Here is a 16,995-nt window from a genome sequence, read left to right as displayed (position 1 = left end):
AGGAGGTGCCCAGATGGCAATTGAACACTTATATACCGCTTTTCAACCAAATAATTACCAGTTAAAAATTATGGTTGATCGCGCTAGCAAATTAATTTCGGGTCAGGCGACCATCACCGGTCACGCCAGCCAACCAACCTTACAACTCCACCAAAAATTCATGACCGTAAGCGAAGTCTTAGTTAATGATCAAGCAGTTCCATTTACGGTCAGCGATGAAACCGAAACAATTAACTTCACCACCCCCACAACTGGTGAAATCACCGTCGCTGTTACCTATACTGCCCCATTAACCGACACGATGATGGGTATTTACCCGTCTTATTACGAACTAAACGGTGAAACCAAGCAAATTATCGGGACGCAATTCGAAACCACCTTTGCTCGGCAAGCCTTCCCATCGATTGACGAACCAGAAGCCAAGGCCACCTTTGACCTGGCTTTAAAATTTGACGAACAACCCGGTGAAACGGTGCTGGCTAATATGCCGGAAACCAAGGTTGTTGATGGGTACCACTACTTTGAACGCACCGTTAAAATGTCAACGTATCTCGTTGCCTTCGCCTTCGGGGACTTACAAAGCAAATTAACCGAAACCAAGAGTGGCGTTAAAGTCGGTGTCTTCGCTACTAAGGCCCACCAAGCCAAGGAACTCGATTTCGCCTTAGATATTGCGAAGCGGGCGATTGAATTCTACGAAGACTTCTATCAAACGCCATACCCATTACCACATTCATGGCAATTAGCCCTGCCCGACTTCTCCGCCGGGGCAATGGAAAACTGGGGCTTGGTCACTTACCGGGAAGCCTACTTAACGCTTGATCCAGATAACACCCCACTCCGCACAAAGCAAATCGTGGCAACCGTAATTACCCACGAATTGGCCCACCAATGGTTTGGGGATCTCGTCACGATGAAGTGGTGGGATGAATTATGGTTAAATGAAAGTTTTGCCAACATGATGGAATACCTCGCCCTTGATGCCCTCGAACCAACGTGGCAAGTTTGGGATCTCTTCCAAACCAGCGAAGTGCCAAGTGCCTTAAACCGGGATGCCACTGACGGCGTGCAATCCGTCCATGTCGCTGTTAATGACCCGGCTGAAATCGACGCATTATTCGACGGGGCAATTGTTTACGCTAAGGGATCACGAATGTTAGTCATGGTTCGCTCCTTAATTGGTGACGATGCCTTACGCGCCGGCTTAAAGCAATACTTTGCTGCTCATCAATACGGCAACGCCACTGGGGACGATTTATGGCAAGCCTTAGAAGCCGCTTCTGGCATGCCAGTGGGGCAAATTATGCATTCCTGGCTCGAACAACCAGGTTATCCCGTTGTTGAAGCTAACCTTGTCGATGGCGACTTAGTCCTCAGTCAACACCAATTCTTTATTGGTGAACACTCAGATCAAAACCGCCAATGGCAAATTCCGCTCCACGCTAATTACCCAGAAATTCCAGCCTTAATGACAACACCGACGTTAAACCTTGGTAATTACGAACAAATGCGTTCGCAACATGACCAACCATTATGTTTAAACCAGTCCGCTGCCAGCCACTTTATTGTGAAATACGACCAAACCTTACAAGCAGATCTGTTAAATAATTTAGCAACCCTCAACGCTGCTGACCAACGGAATTTATTGGAAGATATCCGCCTCTTGGCCCAAGCCCAACAAATTCCATACGCTGACATTGTTAAATTATTACCACAATTCGCACATAGTGAGGCTTACATTGTTAACGATGTCTTATTTGCCTTAGCTGGTCAATTAAAACAATTCGTCCAACCAAATAGCGACGCCGAAGCTCAATTACACCAACTTTACCGGGAATTAAGCCGTCCCCACTTACACAACCTTGGTTGGCACGCTAACGGCACTGATACAGTGGACCAAACGATGTTACGCCCAATGGCTATTGGGCTGGCATTGGCTGGTGAAGACGACGGGGCCATCAAGCAAGCCCATGAATTTTTCGAACTTCATCAAGATGATTTAGAAAATCTCCCCGCTGCCATCCGGACGAGCGTCTTAAAGAATGAGATGAAACATTACCCTAGCACGCAATTATTCCATCAATTCTTAACCATGTATCAAAAGACGGCAAATCCAAGTTTCAAGAGTGGCTTACAAGCCGCCTTGGTGAGTGTTAAAGATCACACCTTAATCACTGGCTTATTAAAAGAATTCAAAAACGCGGCCGTGATTAAACCGCAAGACTTGCGGGGCTGGTACTATGGCCTATTAGCTAATGATAGCGCCAGCGATGAAGCTTGGAACTGGTTAGTAACCAATTGGGACTGGCTCGAAGCAACTGTTGGTGGCGATATGGAATTTGCCACTTTCATCACTGTAACGTCCCGTGCCTTCAAGACGCCAACTCAATTAGCTAACTTTGACCGTTTCTTTACTCCAAAACTCGATACGCCTGGTTTAACCCGGGAAATCAAGATGGACTTAAACGTCATTCAAAGTCGGGTGGCCTTAATCCAAGCACAACAAGCAGCCGTCTTAGCTGCCTTAGCTGAATTATAATCCGATACTAAAAAGCACCTCGCAAAACATTTTGCGAGGTGCCTTTTAATTATTGTAAGGCTTCCTTACTTTCAGCGTACTTTTGCTTAATGAAGTCGGCTGAGGCTTGGAGCTTCTCTAATTCTTCAGGGGTTAAGTCTAGTTGTAATTGTTCCACCACGCCGTCGTTCCCAACGACTGCTGGATATGACAAATAGATTCCGTATTCTTCACGGAAATTTGAAACTGGCATTTCCGTTAACGAATTGGACATAATCGCCACGGCTAACTTAACTGCCGAAGTTGAAACCCCATAATTCGTATACTTCTTGCCCCGGAAGACCGTATGACCACCAACTTTTGCTTCATGGTCAAGTTCGGCTAAATCAAGTCCCCGGGCCGCTGCAATTTCGGTAACCGGCTTACCTAACACCCGGACCGTTGACCAAGCGGTAAATTGTGAGTTCCCATGTTCACCAAGGTTGTACCCCGTGACGGACCGCGGATCCAAGCCTAATCGGGAGGCCACCGCCCGCTTCATCCGCGCTGAATCCAATAACGTCCCTGTCCCAATGACATGGTTCTTTGGTAGCCCGGTTACTTCTTGATAAATCGAAGTAATGACATCAACCGGATTGGTGATTACCACTAACTTACCATGGAACCCGGATGCCTTAATTTTTTTCGGCCACTGCCCGCACTTCCACCCGGGTAAATGGCAATTCCGCAAACCGATCATCACCGGCATTATCTTGTAATTTAATGTTTCCCAGGGCTGAAATGACCACATCGGCATCCGCTAATGCAGCATAATCATTGACGGTAATCTCCGTGTGGTGCAACAAGTTAGCCATCGCATCTTCAAAGTCTAAAGCATCCGCTTTAACCTTGGCTTCATTCTTGTCAATTAATACTAATTCATCCGCAAAGCCACTCGCCACGATATAATGCGCAGCCGCTGCACCCACATTTCCCATTCCAATGATTCCGACTTTTCGTGTCATATTCATCCCTCATTTCCTTTTAATTTTCTAATTGAATTGTCATTATTATACTTCCTCTCACTTAAATTGCACGCCCCAATTTTAATTTTTTTCTGGTTAATCCCCAAACAAAAGCCCCTCACCATGGCTCTGGCGACGGGCTATCGTTTTATCTTTGCACATGCTCCCAGCGGGCAGTTTGATCTTGATTCCGAACAATCGCGCGCCATTTCCGTAGACAACGAATTAAACAAATCCAGTCCACCACATTAATTACGTATAAAATAAAATATGTTAGCGGCGCCACGAGCAATAACTGCAAACGCTCAAACGGTGATAAATCTTCAGGAATAAAGGTTGCCAATGCAAACACCGTATAGAGTACCAAAATTGAAATAATTGTCGTTGGATCTAAGTAAGCAATGGCAATCCCGATAATCCACAAGATTAAAACCGGTTCCAAGAGCATCATTAATTCCTCACCATATACTTTCGGTAATTTCCACCAACTCAACGTTTTCGTGTACTGTCCCGTGGTACTGAAAATTAATTGGCGATACTTAACTAACGCCTTAAACCGCCCATACTTCCACCGCAATCGTTGTCGGATTAATTCGATAAACGTCTGTACCGGTGGTGTATACGCCATCACGTCATTGGCGTAACCAAACCGCCAGCCCCGATTTCCAAAAGCCGTAATCAACTTCAAAGTAAAATCAATATCTTCCGTTACCGAATCCGTATCATATCCGCCCACTTTTTGCATCGCTTGGCGACGAAACGTTGAGCCAACTCCTCCAATGATATACTCCAGTCCCAACGATTCTTCCGATCCCTTTAAGCGATACCCCAATAAATATTCAATTTTTTTTGCACCCATTCAATCCAATTCAACGGACGGGTAATCCGAACATTCGCACTCATCCCAATCACCTGCGGATCAACAAAATGCTGACTCATCGTCATTAAGGCTTGCTCCCCTAAATAAGAGTCCGCATCTAAGACCATTACCAATTCTCCCGTCGCCTTGGCTAAACCATGATTAATCGCCCGTGATTTCCCTTGATTATTTTGATGTAACACGACTAACTGCGGATATCGTTGGCCCATTTTATCAAGCAAAATCCCCGTATGATCCGTCGAGCCATCATCAACCACAATCACTTCAAACTGAACCCCAGTTTGCCTCAAGACTGATTTTACCGCTCGTTGAATATATTTTTCTTCATTGTAGCTGGAATAATCACACTCATCGTTGGCAACGACCGAGGTAACTTCCGCCGCTGGCGATTTAAATGTCGCAATTGATGCCAATTAGCTAAAGTTAACCCAATTAATAAGCGACTAACATTAAATACAACCAAGATTGAAAATAAAATTAAAATAAATCGATTAACTGATTCCATTAATCATCCTCACGTTCTAATTGCCGTTGTTTAATTTTAATCATGATTAATGAAACGACTAGCATTAACATTAACACCCCAAAAATAACACTTACCACCTGACTTAAGGTCGCCCCCGTCCGCGGCAAAATCGTCGCAACTGGTAGAGCCATACTACTTTGAACAACTCGTGAGTACATAAAGAAACCTCCTGATAAATCAATGCTACTTAACTACAACCCCTAGCTTAACAACCAAACCTTAGAAAATCATGTAAGGGGTTACAAGGATTAGTTAAGATTCATTAAACATTCCTTTAAACCGTGAATTTAAAACTTGGTCAAAAAAAGGTCAAAATAATTAGTTCACATCTGTGAAATAGTGGTAAGATATAAGTGTAAAGAAAATCAATCACAAGAAAGAAGGAATCAATATGGCTCACGAATTACAACGGCGCAATGATTTATTTGGAGATGTGTTTGATTTACGCAATTGGATGAATGATAACTTCTTCGCGCAAACCACGCCAACTTCAATGAAGACTGATATTGCCGAAACGGAACATAGCTATCGGTTAAAGATGGATTTACCAGGTTTTCCTAAGGATAAGATTCATGTTAACTACGCTAACAACATCTTAACAGTGACGGGAACGCGTGATTCATTTGCTGACGAAGCTGATCACGAAGGTAACTTACTCCACAGTGAACGGCACTACGGGCAAATGAGTCGGGAATTCCGCCTTCCTGACGTTGATATTAATAACGCCAAGGCGAAGTACGAAGACGGGGTCTTAATTTTAGACTTACCTAAGTTAACTGACCAAGCCAATAACCAAACGAGCATTAGTATCGATTAAACTAAAGCAGCTGGTGAAAACAAAATTCGTTTTCACCAGCTGCTTTTTACTTGCCCCATAAAAATTTAATTAATTGTCGATTCACTTGCCGGTTATGATGTAACCGACTATGTTGTGCTTGTCGACCCGTAAATTTAACTTCTTGATATGATTTTGCCCGCGAACCAACTAAATATTTTAACGCCCGGGCGGAATTAACTGTAACCGAACCATCGGAATGGCTACCATCTTGAAGATCACCGTAAATATTTAACACGCGGGTTTGCGGATCAAATTTTTGTCGCAATGGCAATAAGCTTGATAACTCGGGGCCATCCAATCAGGTTTCCCCGCAGCGTCTACCGTCGCCCGTTTAACCGCCGCATTTTGCATTGCTAGACCATTGTAATGACCGGCAATCGCCACTAAATGGCGCACCCGCGGAAGGGAATGATCAGTCGCATTATCATTCAAATAATTAATAATCTCTAAGTTTCCCATTGAGTGACCCACAAAATTAATCCAAGCGTAATGGTGTTGCCGTTCTAAAGCGCGGACTACTTGGAGAATATACCAACCACCTCGATGATAAGCACTCACTCCACCATCTTGCTGGCGTTGAAACGCCATTAATTTATTGTCAGCCAAATTAACTTCAACAATCGGATTCCGTGCCCCCTTGGGAATGGGATGGTTAAACGTTACCTGCCCATGTCGATCAACCTGGGCTTGCACCACCGTTTTTGTCACGCCAGCTTGCACCGCCCCCTGGGTCATATAATGTTCCGCTTTGGCACTACTCCCCCAACCATGAACAAAGATTGTAGGCGTCGTAACGTTGATCCAATTGGCTTGCGCTGCCGGTCGCATTAGGAACCAGCCACCAAGAATGATCCCAATCATTCCCAAGCTGAACCACCAGGCGCTTAGTTTAACTTTCATCAATTCACCTCAAGCTTACGCTAATTTTTGTTGGGCGAGCCACGTACTTAAATCTTGCTCATTATGCAAAACCGCGCCCTGGTTTATGATCGCCGTATAACCATTTTCTTTAATGGTCCGTTCAAAGAATGATTGACAACGCGTGTAGCCCGAACCACCCGAAGTTGCAAAGAACGCCACGTGCTTACCGTTTAAGTCTAATTGATCAATCAAGCTTGCAAACATCCGTGGTGGAATCGCCCACCAAATTGGATGACCAATTACAACATTGTCGTAATCAGCTAACGATGGTAAATCATCCTTAATTGCTACCCGACTTTGACTCGTATGTTGTTCAATCGAGGTCCGACTTTGCTTGTCATGCCAATTTAAATCCGCCGCCGTATATGGTTGTTCGGGGTATACGACCGCTAAATCCGCGGTTAAGTGCGCTGCGACTTTTTCGGCCATCGCTTTCGTGGTGCCCGTATTAGAATAATAAATTACTAATGTCTTACTCATCAGCTTCCCTCCTTGTTAACCTGCGTTTAATCATATTAAACGACCGTTCTGACACGATGTCAACCAATCTGCTTTAAAAATCAGGACTGCTCCTGATTAATTCAACTATTTAATTTGTTGCAACCACGCAAATAATTCTTGGGCTATCAAACGTTGTTGGGTCGCATTAGTAATCGTCGCGGTCCGATCACCTTGTTGATGTCCATATGAACCAAAGTTACCATGATTTCCACCTTTAATCACAACATACCGCGTCATCTTGGGCTGGTAATGTTTTCCTTGGCGATAACGAGCCCACTTTAAGACGCCATCACGACTACCAACGATTGATAAAACTGGTAATCGTTGGTGATCTAAGCGTCCCTTCGCATCCGGATACGATGCAAGGAAAAAGACTCCTTTTAAATTCCGTGGATGATGTTGGTGAACCGCGCGCGCCGCCATCGCCCCGCCTAAAGAATGCCCCCCAATGACATACTTTTCATGCTTGCCCACAACTTGTTGAACGGCTTGCGGTTTAAAAATCGCTAAATTCAATGGAAAATGGACAATTTTAACCGTGTACCCTTGCTTAGCAACCTGTTGCGCCCAAATTGAGTAAGCGGCTGGTTTAACTAATGCGCCCGGATACAACACTACGGTTAACTGAGAATTCCGGGCGAGAAAAGTCGTGACTTGGCGCGTCTGCTTTGCTTGCGCAGCTACCTGTTGGGCAGGGCGACTCGGTTGATAAGTCGCCTGATGTAGCCATCCCCAACCCCCGATTGCAAGTACAACTATTATTCCCAATAACCATTTAACTAATCGCTTCATCTTAACCCTCACTTGAACTACTGTTAAAACTATCGTACCGCGATTATCACCAAAATAAAAGCACCCTCTTTTGCGAGCGTGCTTGTAAACATTTATTTTGATCCTGGACGTTGCTTTTTCGCAACTTTCTTGCCCATTACCATTTGATCATTGTATCCCCAGAACCAGGTTACGAGGAAACTAACTACAATCGAAACTAAACTAGCTAATAAGAACGCATAGAAACTATTCAATTCCGTTGGATGGGCTGGATTAAAGAAGCTGGAGAAACCAATTAAACCACCGGTGAAACCAAACATCGTCCCATGCATCCAAACGAAATCACGAGATAATTCGCGGACTCCGATGCACTGGGACGATAGTCAATACGCCGGCTTTAGCGATGTCAAACCATGGTTAATACCAACTGATCAACAAACGATTAATGTAGCCGCCGAACTTAATCATGGCCAAATTTTCAATTACTACCAACAATTAATCGCGCTCCGGAAATCAGAACCGTTAATTTCAGCGGGACAAATCGAAATGTTCTTAGATGATGATCCGCAAGTTCTCGCTTACCGGCGTTTTCTTCCTGATCACCATCAACAAATCCTCGTCTTGACTAATTTCTACGGTCAAGCGCATCAAATTAATTTAAACCAATGGCAGGGATTACCGTATGAAGTGGTCATTAGTAATTATCAACGAACAAATGATACCGTAGCTGCTACTTTAACCTTACAACCATACGAAGCCCTCGCTATTAGGATTAACGCTTAACCAAAATAAAGGCGTGCTGACCAAATCGTCGGTCAGCACGCCTTTTCGTATGTTTTAGTCTAATTCTTCCCCGTTACTTTGAATCACCTTTTGGTACCAGTAGAACGAGTCCTTTGGATACCGGGCTAGTGTCCCCTTGCCTTGATCATCACGATCAACGTAAATGAAACCGTAACGTTTTGACATTTGGCCAGTTCCGGCTGAGACACAGTCGATACAACCCCACGTCGTGTACCCGCGGAGGTCAACCCCGTTTTCAATGGCTTTGTCCATGGCTTGAATGTGTTGCCGTAAGTAATCAATCCGGTAATCATCATGAACCGTACCGTCTTCAAACTTATCAACTTCACCGAGCCCATTTTCAACGACCATCATTGGTAAATGGTACCGGTCATACATCGTTTCCAAGTAGTATTGGAGCCCCGTGGGATCCGTTGCCCAGCCCCATGCAGAGTATTGTAAGTACGGATTCTTCGCCCCGGCGGTAAAGTTCCCGCCGACCTTGTCATCCGTATCATGCGTCGTCACCATGTTGGACATGTAGTAAGAGAACGTGTACATATCAACAGTGCCGGCTTTTAATTCAGCTCGATCTTGGTCGGTAATATCTAAGTGCACATTGTGTTCCGCCCATAACCGCTTGGCAAAAGTTGGGTATTCACCCTTACATTGTGCATCACTACAATAAAGGATATTTTGTTCCCAATTGTACCGATTCAACATAATATCTTGCGGATCAGGTGAACCGGGGTAGTAAACAATCCCACAAATCATGTTCCCAACGACATTTGCTGGATCAATTTCATGCGCGATTTGGACTGCCCGCGCTGAGGCGACGAATTGGTAGTGTAACTTTTGGTAAGCGTGTTGATAATCAGCATCATCGCCACCATCGCCAAACGTTGACATCATCAATAAGGCCGAATTAATTTCATTAAATGTTAACCAGTACTTTACTAATCCCTTGTATTCCTTAAACAACGTCGTGGCATATTTTACGTAAGCATCAATCATGCCCCGATCTTGCCAGTCATTGTACTTTTCGCTTAATGCCAAGGGGTCTTCATAATGCGAAATCGTGACAATTGGCTCAATGTCATACTTCCGCAATTCTTCAAACACCCGCCGATAAAAGTCTAAACCAGCTTGGTTCGGTTCGCTTTCGGTACCATTAGGAAAAATCCGCGTCCACGCAATTGAGAGCCGGTACGTTTTAAAGCCCATTTCGGCAAATAATTTAATATCTTCCTTGTACCGGTGATAGAAATCAATTGCGACATGGTTCGGGTAATATTCATCCGCTAAGACCGTTCCCTTCGCACCAGCTGGTAATCCACCACCGGGCATCGAAACACTTTTATGAACTTCACCATTAAGGGTATAAGTTAAGTACCGTGGTGTAGCAACACTCCCAGCGGTTTGAATATCAGTTACGGATAAACCCTTACCACCTTCGTCAAAACCACCTTCAACTTGGTTAGCCGCCGTAGCGCCACCCCATAAAAAGTCATTGCTAAAATTAGCCATTGTTCATTTCCTCCTAGTCTAATGTTAACACGGTATCCGTCGTGGTGACGTTACCTTGAGCAACGGGCGTGATTTCGTGATATTGATTGGAATTCGTAATTACCATAATCGTCGTTGTTTCATACCCGGCTTCTTTAATCACTTGCAAATCAAATTTAACTAACGGGTCACCAGCTTTCACAACTTGATCTTTTTCAACCAAGGTTTCAAAGCCTCGCCCTTCTAAGTTCACCGTATCCATCCCGATATGCATTAACACTTCAGCACCAGCATCGGTATTCATCCCCACGCATGGCCGGTTGGGAATACGAGCGCAATCTTCCCATCAGCGGGTGCACGAAGAATCCCATCGCTTGGTAAGATGGCGATTCCTTGGCCCATCGCCCCACTGGAGAAGACTTCATCCTTAACTTCAGCTAACGGTACTACTTGGCCACTGACTGGAGCATTTAATTGCGTCGCTGCTTTATCCGCCGCCATGGCCGCTTGCACTTGTTGCTTAACTGCTTGTTCTTTTACATTGGCTGCTTGCGCCCCAACTTCGGTTACGGCATCCGCTTGTAACTTCGCTAATTCTTCCGGCGTATCAACCGCACTCTTGCCGAACAGTAATTGTAATGATAAACCAGCCACGTATGAAACAATCACGGCTGCTAACCACCAGATCAAGGAACTCGTAACATTCGTTTTACCAATCACCATTGGGAAGGCAAAGACTCCCATCCCCGCCATGGAGAAGCTTTAACGCCACCAAGTGCAAATGGAACGGCCCCAATTGCTCCCCCGAGACAAGATAAAATAAAGGAACGTTTCCGTGGTAACGTCACCCCATAAATAGCTGGTTCCGTGACCCCAAAGATTCCGGAGATTAGTGCTGGCACCGCAATTGCCTTGGTCTTGGGATTCTTCGTTTGGAAAATAATCGCCGTTACCACCCCAATTTGCGAGAAACACACGGCGACTGAGAACAAGAACATTTGGTCCCAACCTTGCGTTGATAATTCGGTGTAAAAAGCAGCCACAATCCCCCAGTGCACCCCGAACATCACTAAGATTTGCCAGAAACCACCAACTAAGAGGGCGGCCACGACTGGACTAAAGTTAATGACGGCTTGAATGATAGCCGCAATTAAATCGGCGGCCCACGTTGCAACTGGTCCAATCACTAAGAACGTGACGGGCACGGTAATTAATAACACCCCAAATGGTACTAAGAATAATTGCACCACGCCAGGAATTAACTTCATCATCAACTTTTGCACATAAGAAGCAAACCAGATGGCTAAAATAATCGGAATCACCGTTGAGGAGTAATCCATTAAAATCACTGGAATCTTAAAGAACGTCGCATGAATTGGTGATGCCAAGACACTTCCTTTAAATAACGTCATTAAGACCGTTTTAGAATTGTACAGGGCTAAAATCTTTGGGTAGACCATCGCCCCCCCAATTGCCATGCCGACAAATTCATTGACGTTAAATTTCCGGGCAGCCGTAATCCCTAGCACTAATGGTAAGAAGTAAAAGAAGGCATTCCCGGTCCCGTAAAGAATATTATAGGTCCCCGAATTTTGTGAAATCCAGCCAAATGACCCCATCGCTGACGTTAGCCCTTGAATCATCCCGGCCGCGGCCATCACACCTAAGAACGGGGTGAAAATTCCTGAAATTAAATCAATGAAGCGATCCACTAAGGACATATTTTCCTTATCTTCATAGTCATCAGCCACTTGACCGCCACCACTAAGGCCCCCAACGGCTAAGACGTCATCGTAAACCTTATCAACATGGGTGCCAATCACAACTTGATATTGTCCCCCGGCTTTAACCACCGTCACTACGCCGTCATTGGCCTTCAAGCATCATCATTCGCCTTTGCTTCATCCTTTAATTTAAATCGCAACCGCGTCGTACAGTGTACAACGGATACAATATTACTTTTACCACCCACATTGTCGATGATAAATTGTGCTAAATCACGATATCCATGATCTGCCATAATCCTAATCCTCCTTATTACTATCCATGGCAAACAAAAAACCTGAGTCGCCAAAATCAGTCGACTATCATGCAATAATCAACTCATTTTGACTGCTCAGGTTCATGCCATCTAATCAGATGTTACACACCCACTCATTATTCACCTTGATAATGAGTTACACGCCAAACATGTAATATTAAAAAGACGCGCTCATCGGCTGAAATTTCCCAGCCCATTTACTTGTTTAAAAAGACCGCAAACCGATCAACTGTTGCCACAGCATCGGGATACTTTTCATTAATTAATTGAACTAACGTTGTATCTAATTGATCTTCTGCTAGTTTCGTATTAGTTAATTGCCGCACCATAAACGCCCGTAAGTGACCAATAAATCGGGTATAGTTAAATGAATTTCGATCCAATTCAATTTTATATTGATACTGCAAAATATCAATTAGCCCTTTAATCAACCGAGATATCTTCAAAGTATCTTGAATCGTCGCCCCTTGATCCCCCGCATTAATAAAATGCTGCGCAATCATCACGCTTCGCTTTCTTCCAAGCCGGCCCCAGTCATCCCATTAATTAAACGAACCGCTTCTTTAGCCGTTTGAAACTCCGCTGGGAATAACCGGCTCATTTCCCAACTAACCGTTGCCGAATCAAGGTGCAAGCCATCTTGCGTGCGTTTAATCGCAAATTCAATATGATCAGCTAGCGATAAATATTGATAATCATCAAATTTTACTTGGAGTTCATCATTGACTAAGCGTTCAATTTGATTAACCACTTCCACAATTTCTGGCGAGATATTCACTGCTGTTTCCACTACATTTGCTGGCGAATCATCAGCTTTAAATCGTCGTTCAATCTTTTGGTCATCAATTACTTCGCACGGATGCTTACCAAAGCTAATTCCTTTGCCAATTACCACCCATTCATTATCACAATCATCCTTTACTAAGGCGGCATTGTTATTAAAATTCTTAATTAATTTCATCGTCGCCCGCTCCTTTTGAATAAAAAAGCCCACAAATCCATAAAAGATTTGTAGGTTCATGCCTGATCGAATCAGTTACACGCCTTATTACAAGTATTATGTTAACACCTCGTGTAAGCGCTGTCAACGCAGGCTTGTGATTTTTTAATTTATTAATTTAATTAAATTACAAAATCAAACTTTCACTTATTTATCCATAACTTATAATTGTAGTGTTATTACATTAATTCTACTTTCTAGAAAATACCGTATTCAGCAATATAAAACTAATCAAAATATTTAACATAATAATAATTAATGTAAGCAAGGAATATAGGTATAAATAATGATGATGATTTAAATACGGATACATCATGCTAATACAATACAGTGAACTAATGATTCCACTTAATAAACCTGGAGAATAACTTTTTTAACAATAAAGTCTGAAACAAGTGAACAAAAATATGATATATATACGCAATTATCACCGTATCGTAAAACATAAAATTATTATATTTAATACTAAACATCAATATGGTAAGTAACAGTAAAAATTCCTCTAAAACAACCACATTGAACTTAAATGGAGTATAAAAATCCTTTATAATATTTTTTTTCTAACTTACTTGGAACAAATTTTGGCATTAAAATAATTTCTTCCATTTCATGAATCATAAATAGGCTAGGAAAAATTAATAAAAAACTAAGTTGATTCACTTCTCTCCCCCTTTAACGAACTCCGATATTTTCCCAAACAGTTTATTTAAATATCTGATTTTCAATTCACCTAATAGCTTTTTGATTTTCTATCTGTCATCAACGATAATGGTAGGCTGACTAAAATAATAATTGCTGACAACTTAAAGACCTTAGAAAAGGCATTTGAAAGCTCTTTATTTTTATTGACCTTAATAATATGAAAGGCTTCAGATAATTCTCTTTTCTGAGCTAAAAGTTTTATTCCCATTCCTAATTTATGCTGTCCCAATAATACAGGTTCTGTAATGTTTGATAATAATGGATTTTCTCCTAATGAAAGCATTCCTTTACTTAAGTGATCATTAGCAACGTAAAGATTATAGTAGTCACTATCATGCTTAGGAATCGGCAGTCCATTCCCTTGTTTAGCGGCTTCTATAATTTGATGTTTCATTTTTTTAGAATTACCACCACTAACATTGGTATTTTTAGAATTACTAAAAGTTACCTTGATTTGTTCTCTAGATACTTTTTTAACATGTTGAGAAAGCACCCGTTCATTAATCTGATTATAAGCAATAGTACGAATATTATTCTTAGCTGTTATTACGTTATGATTCAAAATGGTAACTAATAATGCCATTCCAAGTGCTTGACCGACATATCGAGATGCATTAACTACCCCAGATCCGATTCCGATTTTATCAACAGGTAAAAATTTAACTGACGATGTCGTAGCAATCGCCGTAAACCCAAGTCCAAGACCAATAATAATATTGCAGCACACAATAATTTCCGAACTGGTACTAGTTTTTAGTAATCCTAACATGTATAATCCACCCGAAGTAATTACTAACCCAATACTAATTAATAATCGAGAACTAACCGATTTATACATCCTTGTAGCTAAAGGCATCCCCACTGCAATAGCCAAAGAAGTTGGAATGATTAAATATGCGGAATATAGTGCTGAATAACCTTTAACATTCTGTAAAAAAATAATTTAGGATTAGCGAGGGGTCAATAATAGCAAAACCAAATACCATGTATATAAAACATGAAGAACTAAAAGTTTTCTCTCTAAATAACTTTAAGTTTATAATTGGTGACTTTACCTTAAGTTCAGCTATTACAAATAAAATAAGCGTTATACCACTAACAACAAAACTAGTAATTATCATACTAGATGTCCAACCATATTCGCGTCCTTCTAATAATCCAAAGCATAGCATCCCTAAAAAGATGGTTAATAATAGTACACCTGCCCAATCGATATATTTTTCAATCGATGAATCGTAAGACTCTTCTGTTCCAAAGGCAACCATCATAAATGCAACAATCGAAATTGGGACATTAATCCCAAAAATCCAATGGTAATTTGAATAATTAATAATAAATCCACCAATCGCTGGACCGCTTGCTGCTGCTAATGCACTAAATGCACCCATACAGGCTGTAATTTTACTAGTATTTAACTTACCAAATAACTCTACTCCCATTGGTAAAATAATTGGGGTTAAAATAGCTCCGCCAATTCCTTGAAAAGCTCGATAAATAATTAAGAACTCTAATGTTTTAGCTGTCATACATGCAAACGAAAAAGCACCAAACAAAACAATCCCAATTAACATAACTTTTTTTCTTCCAAAAATGTCAGCTAATTTAGCAGCAGTTATGATAAAAGAAGCCATTGCTAAAACATAAATAGTTGCAACCCAACTTGTATTTGTTAAACTGGACCCTAAATCTTTCATGATATCAGGTAGCGCAATATTTACAATTGTTGCATCGAGCGACCCCATAAACATAGCTAATATTAATCCGATAAAACCAATAATTTTTCTTTTTAGTTGCATTTTTTTTCTCCTTTCACTAATGGATAATTAGATATATCTCATTATTGACACACGTGTCACTGACATACTAATATAATAAAAAATTTATATTTAATTTCAATACATTGAGCGCAATCTTAATAAACGACACATATATTAGTTTTGTGTCACAGTAAGGAGAATTAACTTATGAAAAACAGAATGTCACTGCAAACTAAGTCTAGAATTTTAAAAAGTTTTTTTTAACTTACTACATACTTCTTCATTCGATGACATCACCGTATTAAATATCGCAACTGAAGCTGAAATTTCTAGAAATACTTTCTATCGATATTTTAATTCTAAAGATCAATTATTTAACGAATACTTAGATCAACTAATGCACGAATGGATTAATTACATCAGCGAAAAACAACCAAAATCAAATCCTGAATTAATTGATTTATTATTTAACTTTTGGAAAACCTACTCTTACGAATTCAAAGTTATGATTAACGCTGAATTAAACGCACGAATACTAGAAAGATTCAATGAAATCTTTCCAAATTATTTCATTCAATTCCGTAAAGGTGAAGACCTTTCACCAAAAGAATCGGTAGATTTAAAATATATTTCCTACTTACGATTAGGGGGTATCTGGAATGTCTTTAGCAATTGGCTTATTCATCCGAACGAAATTACGTTTAATTCTTTGTTAGACATTGTAAAAAGTGAATATCAATAATGTAGTATTCCACGAAGGGTGAAATACAAAATTAATAAATGTTTAACTTGATTAAATAGGCTAGGCACAAAAGCCCAGCTTATCAGCTATATACAATCGGTTCTTGCTACAAAACCTTGCGCACAGCATTCCTGTGTGCATTATTATTTTTAATAAAGAAAAAAAGACATCCACCTTAACTGGTGAATGCCTTATTACTTGCTGTGGCATAGTCGTTTTTTTCGTCCTCACTTATCTGTAAAACCATGTCTATATATGATTTTAACAAAAGTAAGAATGCGGTTATATCAACGTTTTGAACGCCTATGAACATGCTTAAACATGTTAAAAATGCTGATTATAGGATTCGAACCTACGACCTCATCATTACTAGTGACGTGCTCTGCCAACTGAGCTAAATCAGCATAATGCTTAATCTCAAGCACAAGAACTATTATATCAATTAATCAAGTTAATATCAATCGTTTTTTTCAAACAAATTAATATTAATTTCGATTAATAAAAA

Annotated in this window: 12 protein-coding genes, 1 tRNA gene and 6 pseudogenes; 5 read left to right on the top strand and 14 right to left on the bottom strand. The window is 41.3% G+C overall.

From position 1 onward, the window contains the following. Nucleotides 1-13 precede the first annotated feature (13 nt). Nucleotides 14-2,539, top strand: coding sequence for a M1 family metallopeptidase (locus tag JCM14505_RS05160; protein WP_054653363.1), 2,526 nt, complete (start codon nucleotides 14-16; stop codon nucleotides 2,537-2,539). Between the two features lie 49 nt (nucleotides 2,540-2,588). Here JCM14505_RS05160 and JCM14505_RS05155 read toward each other — a convergent pair. The 4 genes and pseudogenes from JCM14505_RS05155 to JCM14505_RS05135 form a co-directional block, all read right to left on the bottom strand. Then, nucleotides 2,589-3,522 (bottom strand): annotated as a pseudogene (locus tag JCM14505_RS05155) (L-lactate dehydrogenase). Nucleotides 3,523-3,670: 148 nt separating this feature from the next. Continuing rightward, entirely contained in the window at nucleotides 3,671-4,381 is a 711-nt protein-coding gene (locus JCM14505_RS10045; RefSeq protein ID WP_082405634.1) for a glycosyltransferase family 2 protein, read from the bottom strand. Continuing rightward, complete coding sequence (locus JCM14505_RS10040; protein ID WP_082405633.1) at nucleotides 4,339-4,815, bottom strand: glycosyltransferase family 2 protein; 477 nt, start codon at nucleotides 4,813-4,815, stop codon at nucleotides 4,339-4,341. The genes JCM14505_RS10045 and JCM14505_RS10040 overlap by 43 nt, the downstream gene beginning before the upstream one ends. 91 nt (nucleotides 4,816-4,906) lie before the next feature. Then, nucleotides 4,907-5,086 carry an LPXTG cell wall anchor domain-containing protein gene (locus JCM14505_RS05135; protein ID WP_054653359.1) on the bottom strand — a complete coding sequence of 60 codons (180 nt, stop codon included), beginning with the start codon at nucleotides 5,084-5,086 and terminating at the stop codon, nucleotides 4,907-4,909. A 233-nt stretch (nucleotides 5,087-5,319) separates the two neighbouring features. On the opposite strand from JCM14505_RS05135, the gene JCM14505_RS05130 reads away from it, so the two are divergent. Next, a complete protein-coding gene (locus JCM14505_RS05130) occupies nucleotides 5,320-5,745 on the top strand; it encodes an Hsp20/alpha crystallin family protein (protein WP_054653358.1) in 426 nt (141 codons plus the stop codon). 46 nt (nucleotides 5,746-5,791) lie between these two features. Here the strand turns inward: JCM14505_RS05130 and JCM14505_RS05125 are convergent. The 4 genes and pseudogenes from JCM14505_RS05125 to JCM14505_RS05110 all read right to left on the bottom strand — a co-directional run. Beyond that, nucleotides 5,792-6,594 (bottom strand): annotated as a pseudogene (locus JCM14505_RS05125) (alpha/beta hydrolase). A gap of 87 nt (nucleotides 6,595-6,681) precedes the next feature. Next, nucleotides 6,682-7,167 carry a flavodoxin gene (locus JCM14505_RS05120; RefSeq protein ID WP_054653357.1) on the bottom strand — a complete coding sequence of 162 codons (486 nt, stop codon included), beginning with the start codon at nucleotides 7,165-7,167 and terminating at the stop codon, nucleotides 6,682-6,684. Between the two features lie 105 nt (nucleotides 7,168-7,272). Next, a complete protein-coding gene (locus JCM14505_RS05115) occupies nucleotides 7,273-7,980 on the bottom strand; it encodes an alpha/beta hydrolase (protein ID WP_054653356.1) in 708 nt (235 codons plus the stop codon). A gap of 92 nt (nucleotides 7,981-8,072) precedes the next feature. Then, nucleotides 8,073-8,291: pseudogene (locus tag JCM14505_RS05110) on the bottom strand (PTS beta-glucoside transporter subunit EIIBCA); the annotation flags it as partial. Between the two features lie 34 nt (nucleotides 8,292-8,325). On the opposite strand from JCM14505_RS05110, the gene JCM14505_RS05105 reads away from it, so the two are divergent. Further along, nucleotides 8,326-8,742 carry an alpha-glucosidase C-terminal domain-containing protein gene (locus JCM14505_RS05105; protein ID WP_054653354.1) on the top strand — a complete coding sequence of 139 codons (417 nt, stop codon included), beginning with the start codon at nucleotides 8,326-8,328 and terminating at the stop codon, nucleotides 8,740-8,742. Nucleotides 8,743-8,796: 54 nt separating this feature from the next. Here the strand turns inward: JCM14505_RS05105 and JCM14505_RS05100 are convergent, their stop codons facing one another. From JCM14505_RS05100 to JCM14505_RS05080, 5 genes and pseudogenes are all read right to left on the bottom strand, one after another. Beyond that, entirely contained in the window at nucleotides 8,797-10,269 is a 1,473-nt protein-coding gene (locus JCM14505_RS05100) for a glycoside hydrolase family 1 protein (protein WP_054653353.1), read from the bottom strand. A 13-nt stretch (nucleotides 10,270-10,282) separates the two neighbouring features. Continuing rightward, nucleotides 10,283-12,268: pseudogene (locus JCM14505_RS10565) on the bottom strand (beta-glucoside-specific PTS transporter subunit IIABC). Nucleotides 12,269-12,486: 218 nt separating this feature from the next. Then, nucleotides 12,487-12,792, bottom strand: a complete 306-nt coding sequence (locus JCM14505_RS08705) for a PRD domain-containing protein (protein WP_082405632.1) — start codon at nucleotides 12,790-12,792, stop codon at nucleotides 12,487-12,489. Further along, a complete protein-coding gene (locus tag JCM14505_RS08700; protein WP_162200494.1) occupies nucleotides 12,792-13,250 on the bottom strand; it encodes a CAT RNA binding domain-containing protein in 459 nt (152 codons plus the stop codon). The genes JCM14505_RS08705 and JCM14505_RS08700 overlap by 1 nt, the downstream gene beginning before the upstream one ends. A gap of 769 nt (nucleotides 13,251-14,019) precedes the next feature. Further along, nucleotides 14,020-15,787: pseudogene (locus JCM14505_RS05080) on the bottom strand (DHA2 family efflux MFS transporter permease subunit). A 238-nt stretch (nucleotides 15,788-16,025) separates the two neighbouring features. Between JCM14505_RS05080 and JCM14505_RS10445 the strand changes: the two are divergent. Together JCM14505_RS10445 and JCM14505_RS05075 are read left to right on the top strand one after the other, a co-directional pair. Continuing rightward, a pseudogene (locus tag JCM14505_RS10445) lies at nucleotides 16,026-16,118 on the top strand (TetR/AcrR family transcriptional regulator); the annotation flags it as partial. Nucleotides 16,119-16,145: 27 nt separating this feature from the next. Continuing rightward, on the top strand, nucleotides 16,146-16,490 hold the full coding sequence (locus JCM14505_RS05075; protein WP_054653352.1) for a hypothetical protein: 345 nt from the start codon (nucleotides 16,146-16,148) through the stop codon (nucleotides 16,488-16,490). Nucleotides 16,491-16,821: 331 nt separating this feature from the next. On the opposite strand, the gene JCM14505_RS05070 is transcribed toward JCM14505_RS05075, so the two are convergent. Further along, a tRNA-Thr gene (locus JCM14505_RS05070) sits at nucleotides 16,822-16,894 on the bottom strand. Nucleotides 16,895-16,995: the final 101 nt, after the last annotated feature.

It is taken from the genome of Limosilactobacillus equigenerosi DSM 18793 = JCM 14505, from assembly GCF_001311375.1.
Taxonomy (GTDB): Bacteria; Bacillota; Bacilli; order Lactobacillales; family Lactobacillaceae; genus Limosilactobacillus; species Limosilactobacillus equigenerosi.
The sequence above is the reverse complement of the archived record's forward strand: the minus strand, read 5'-3'. Positions and strand labels throughout refer to the sequence as shown.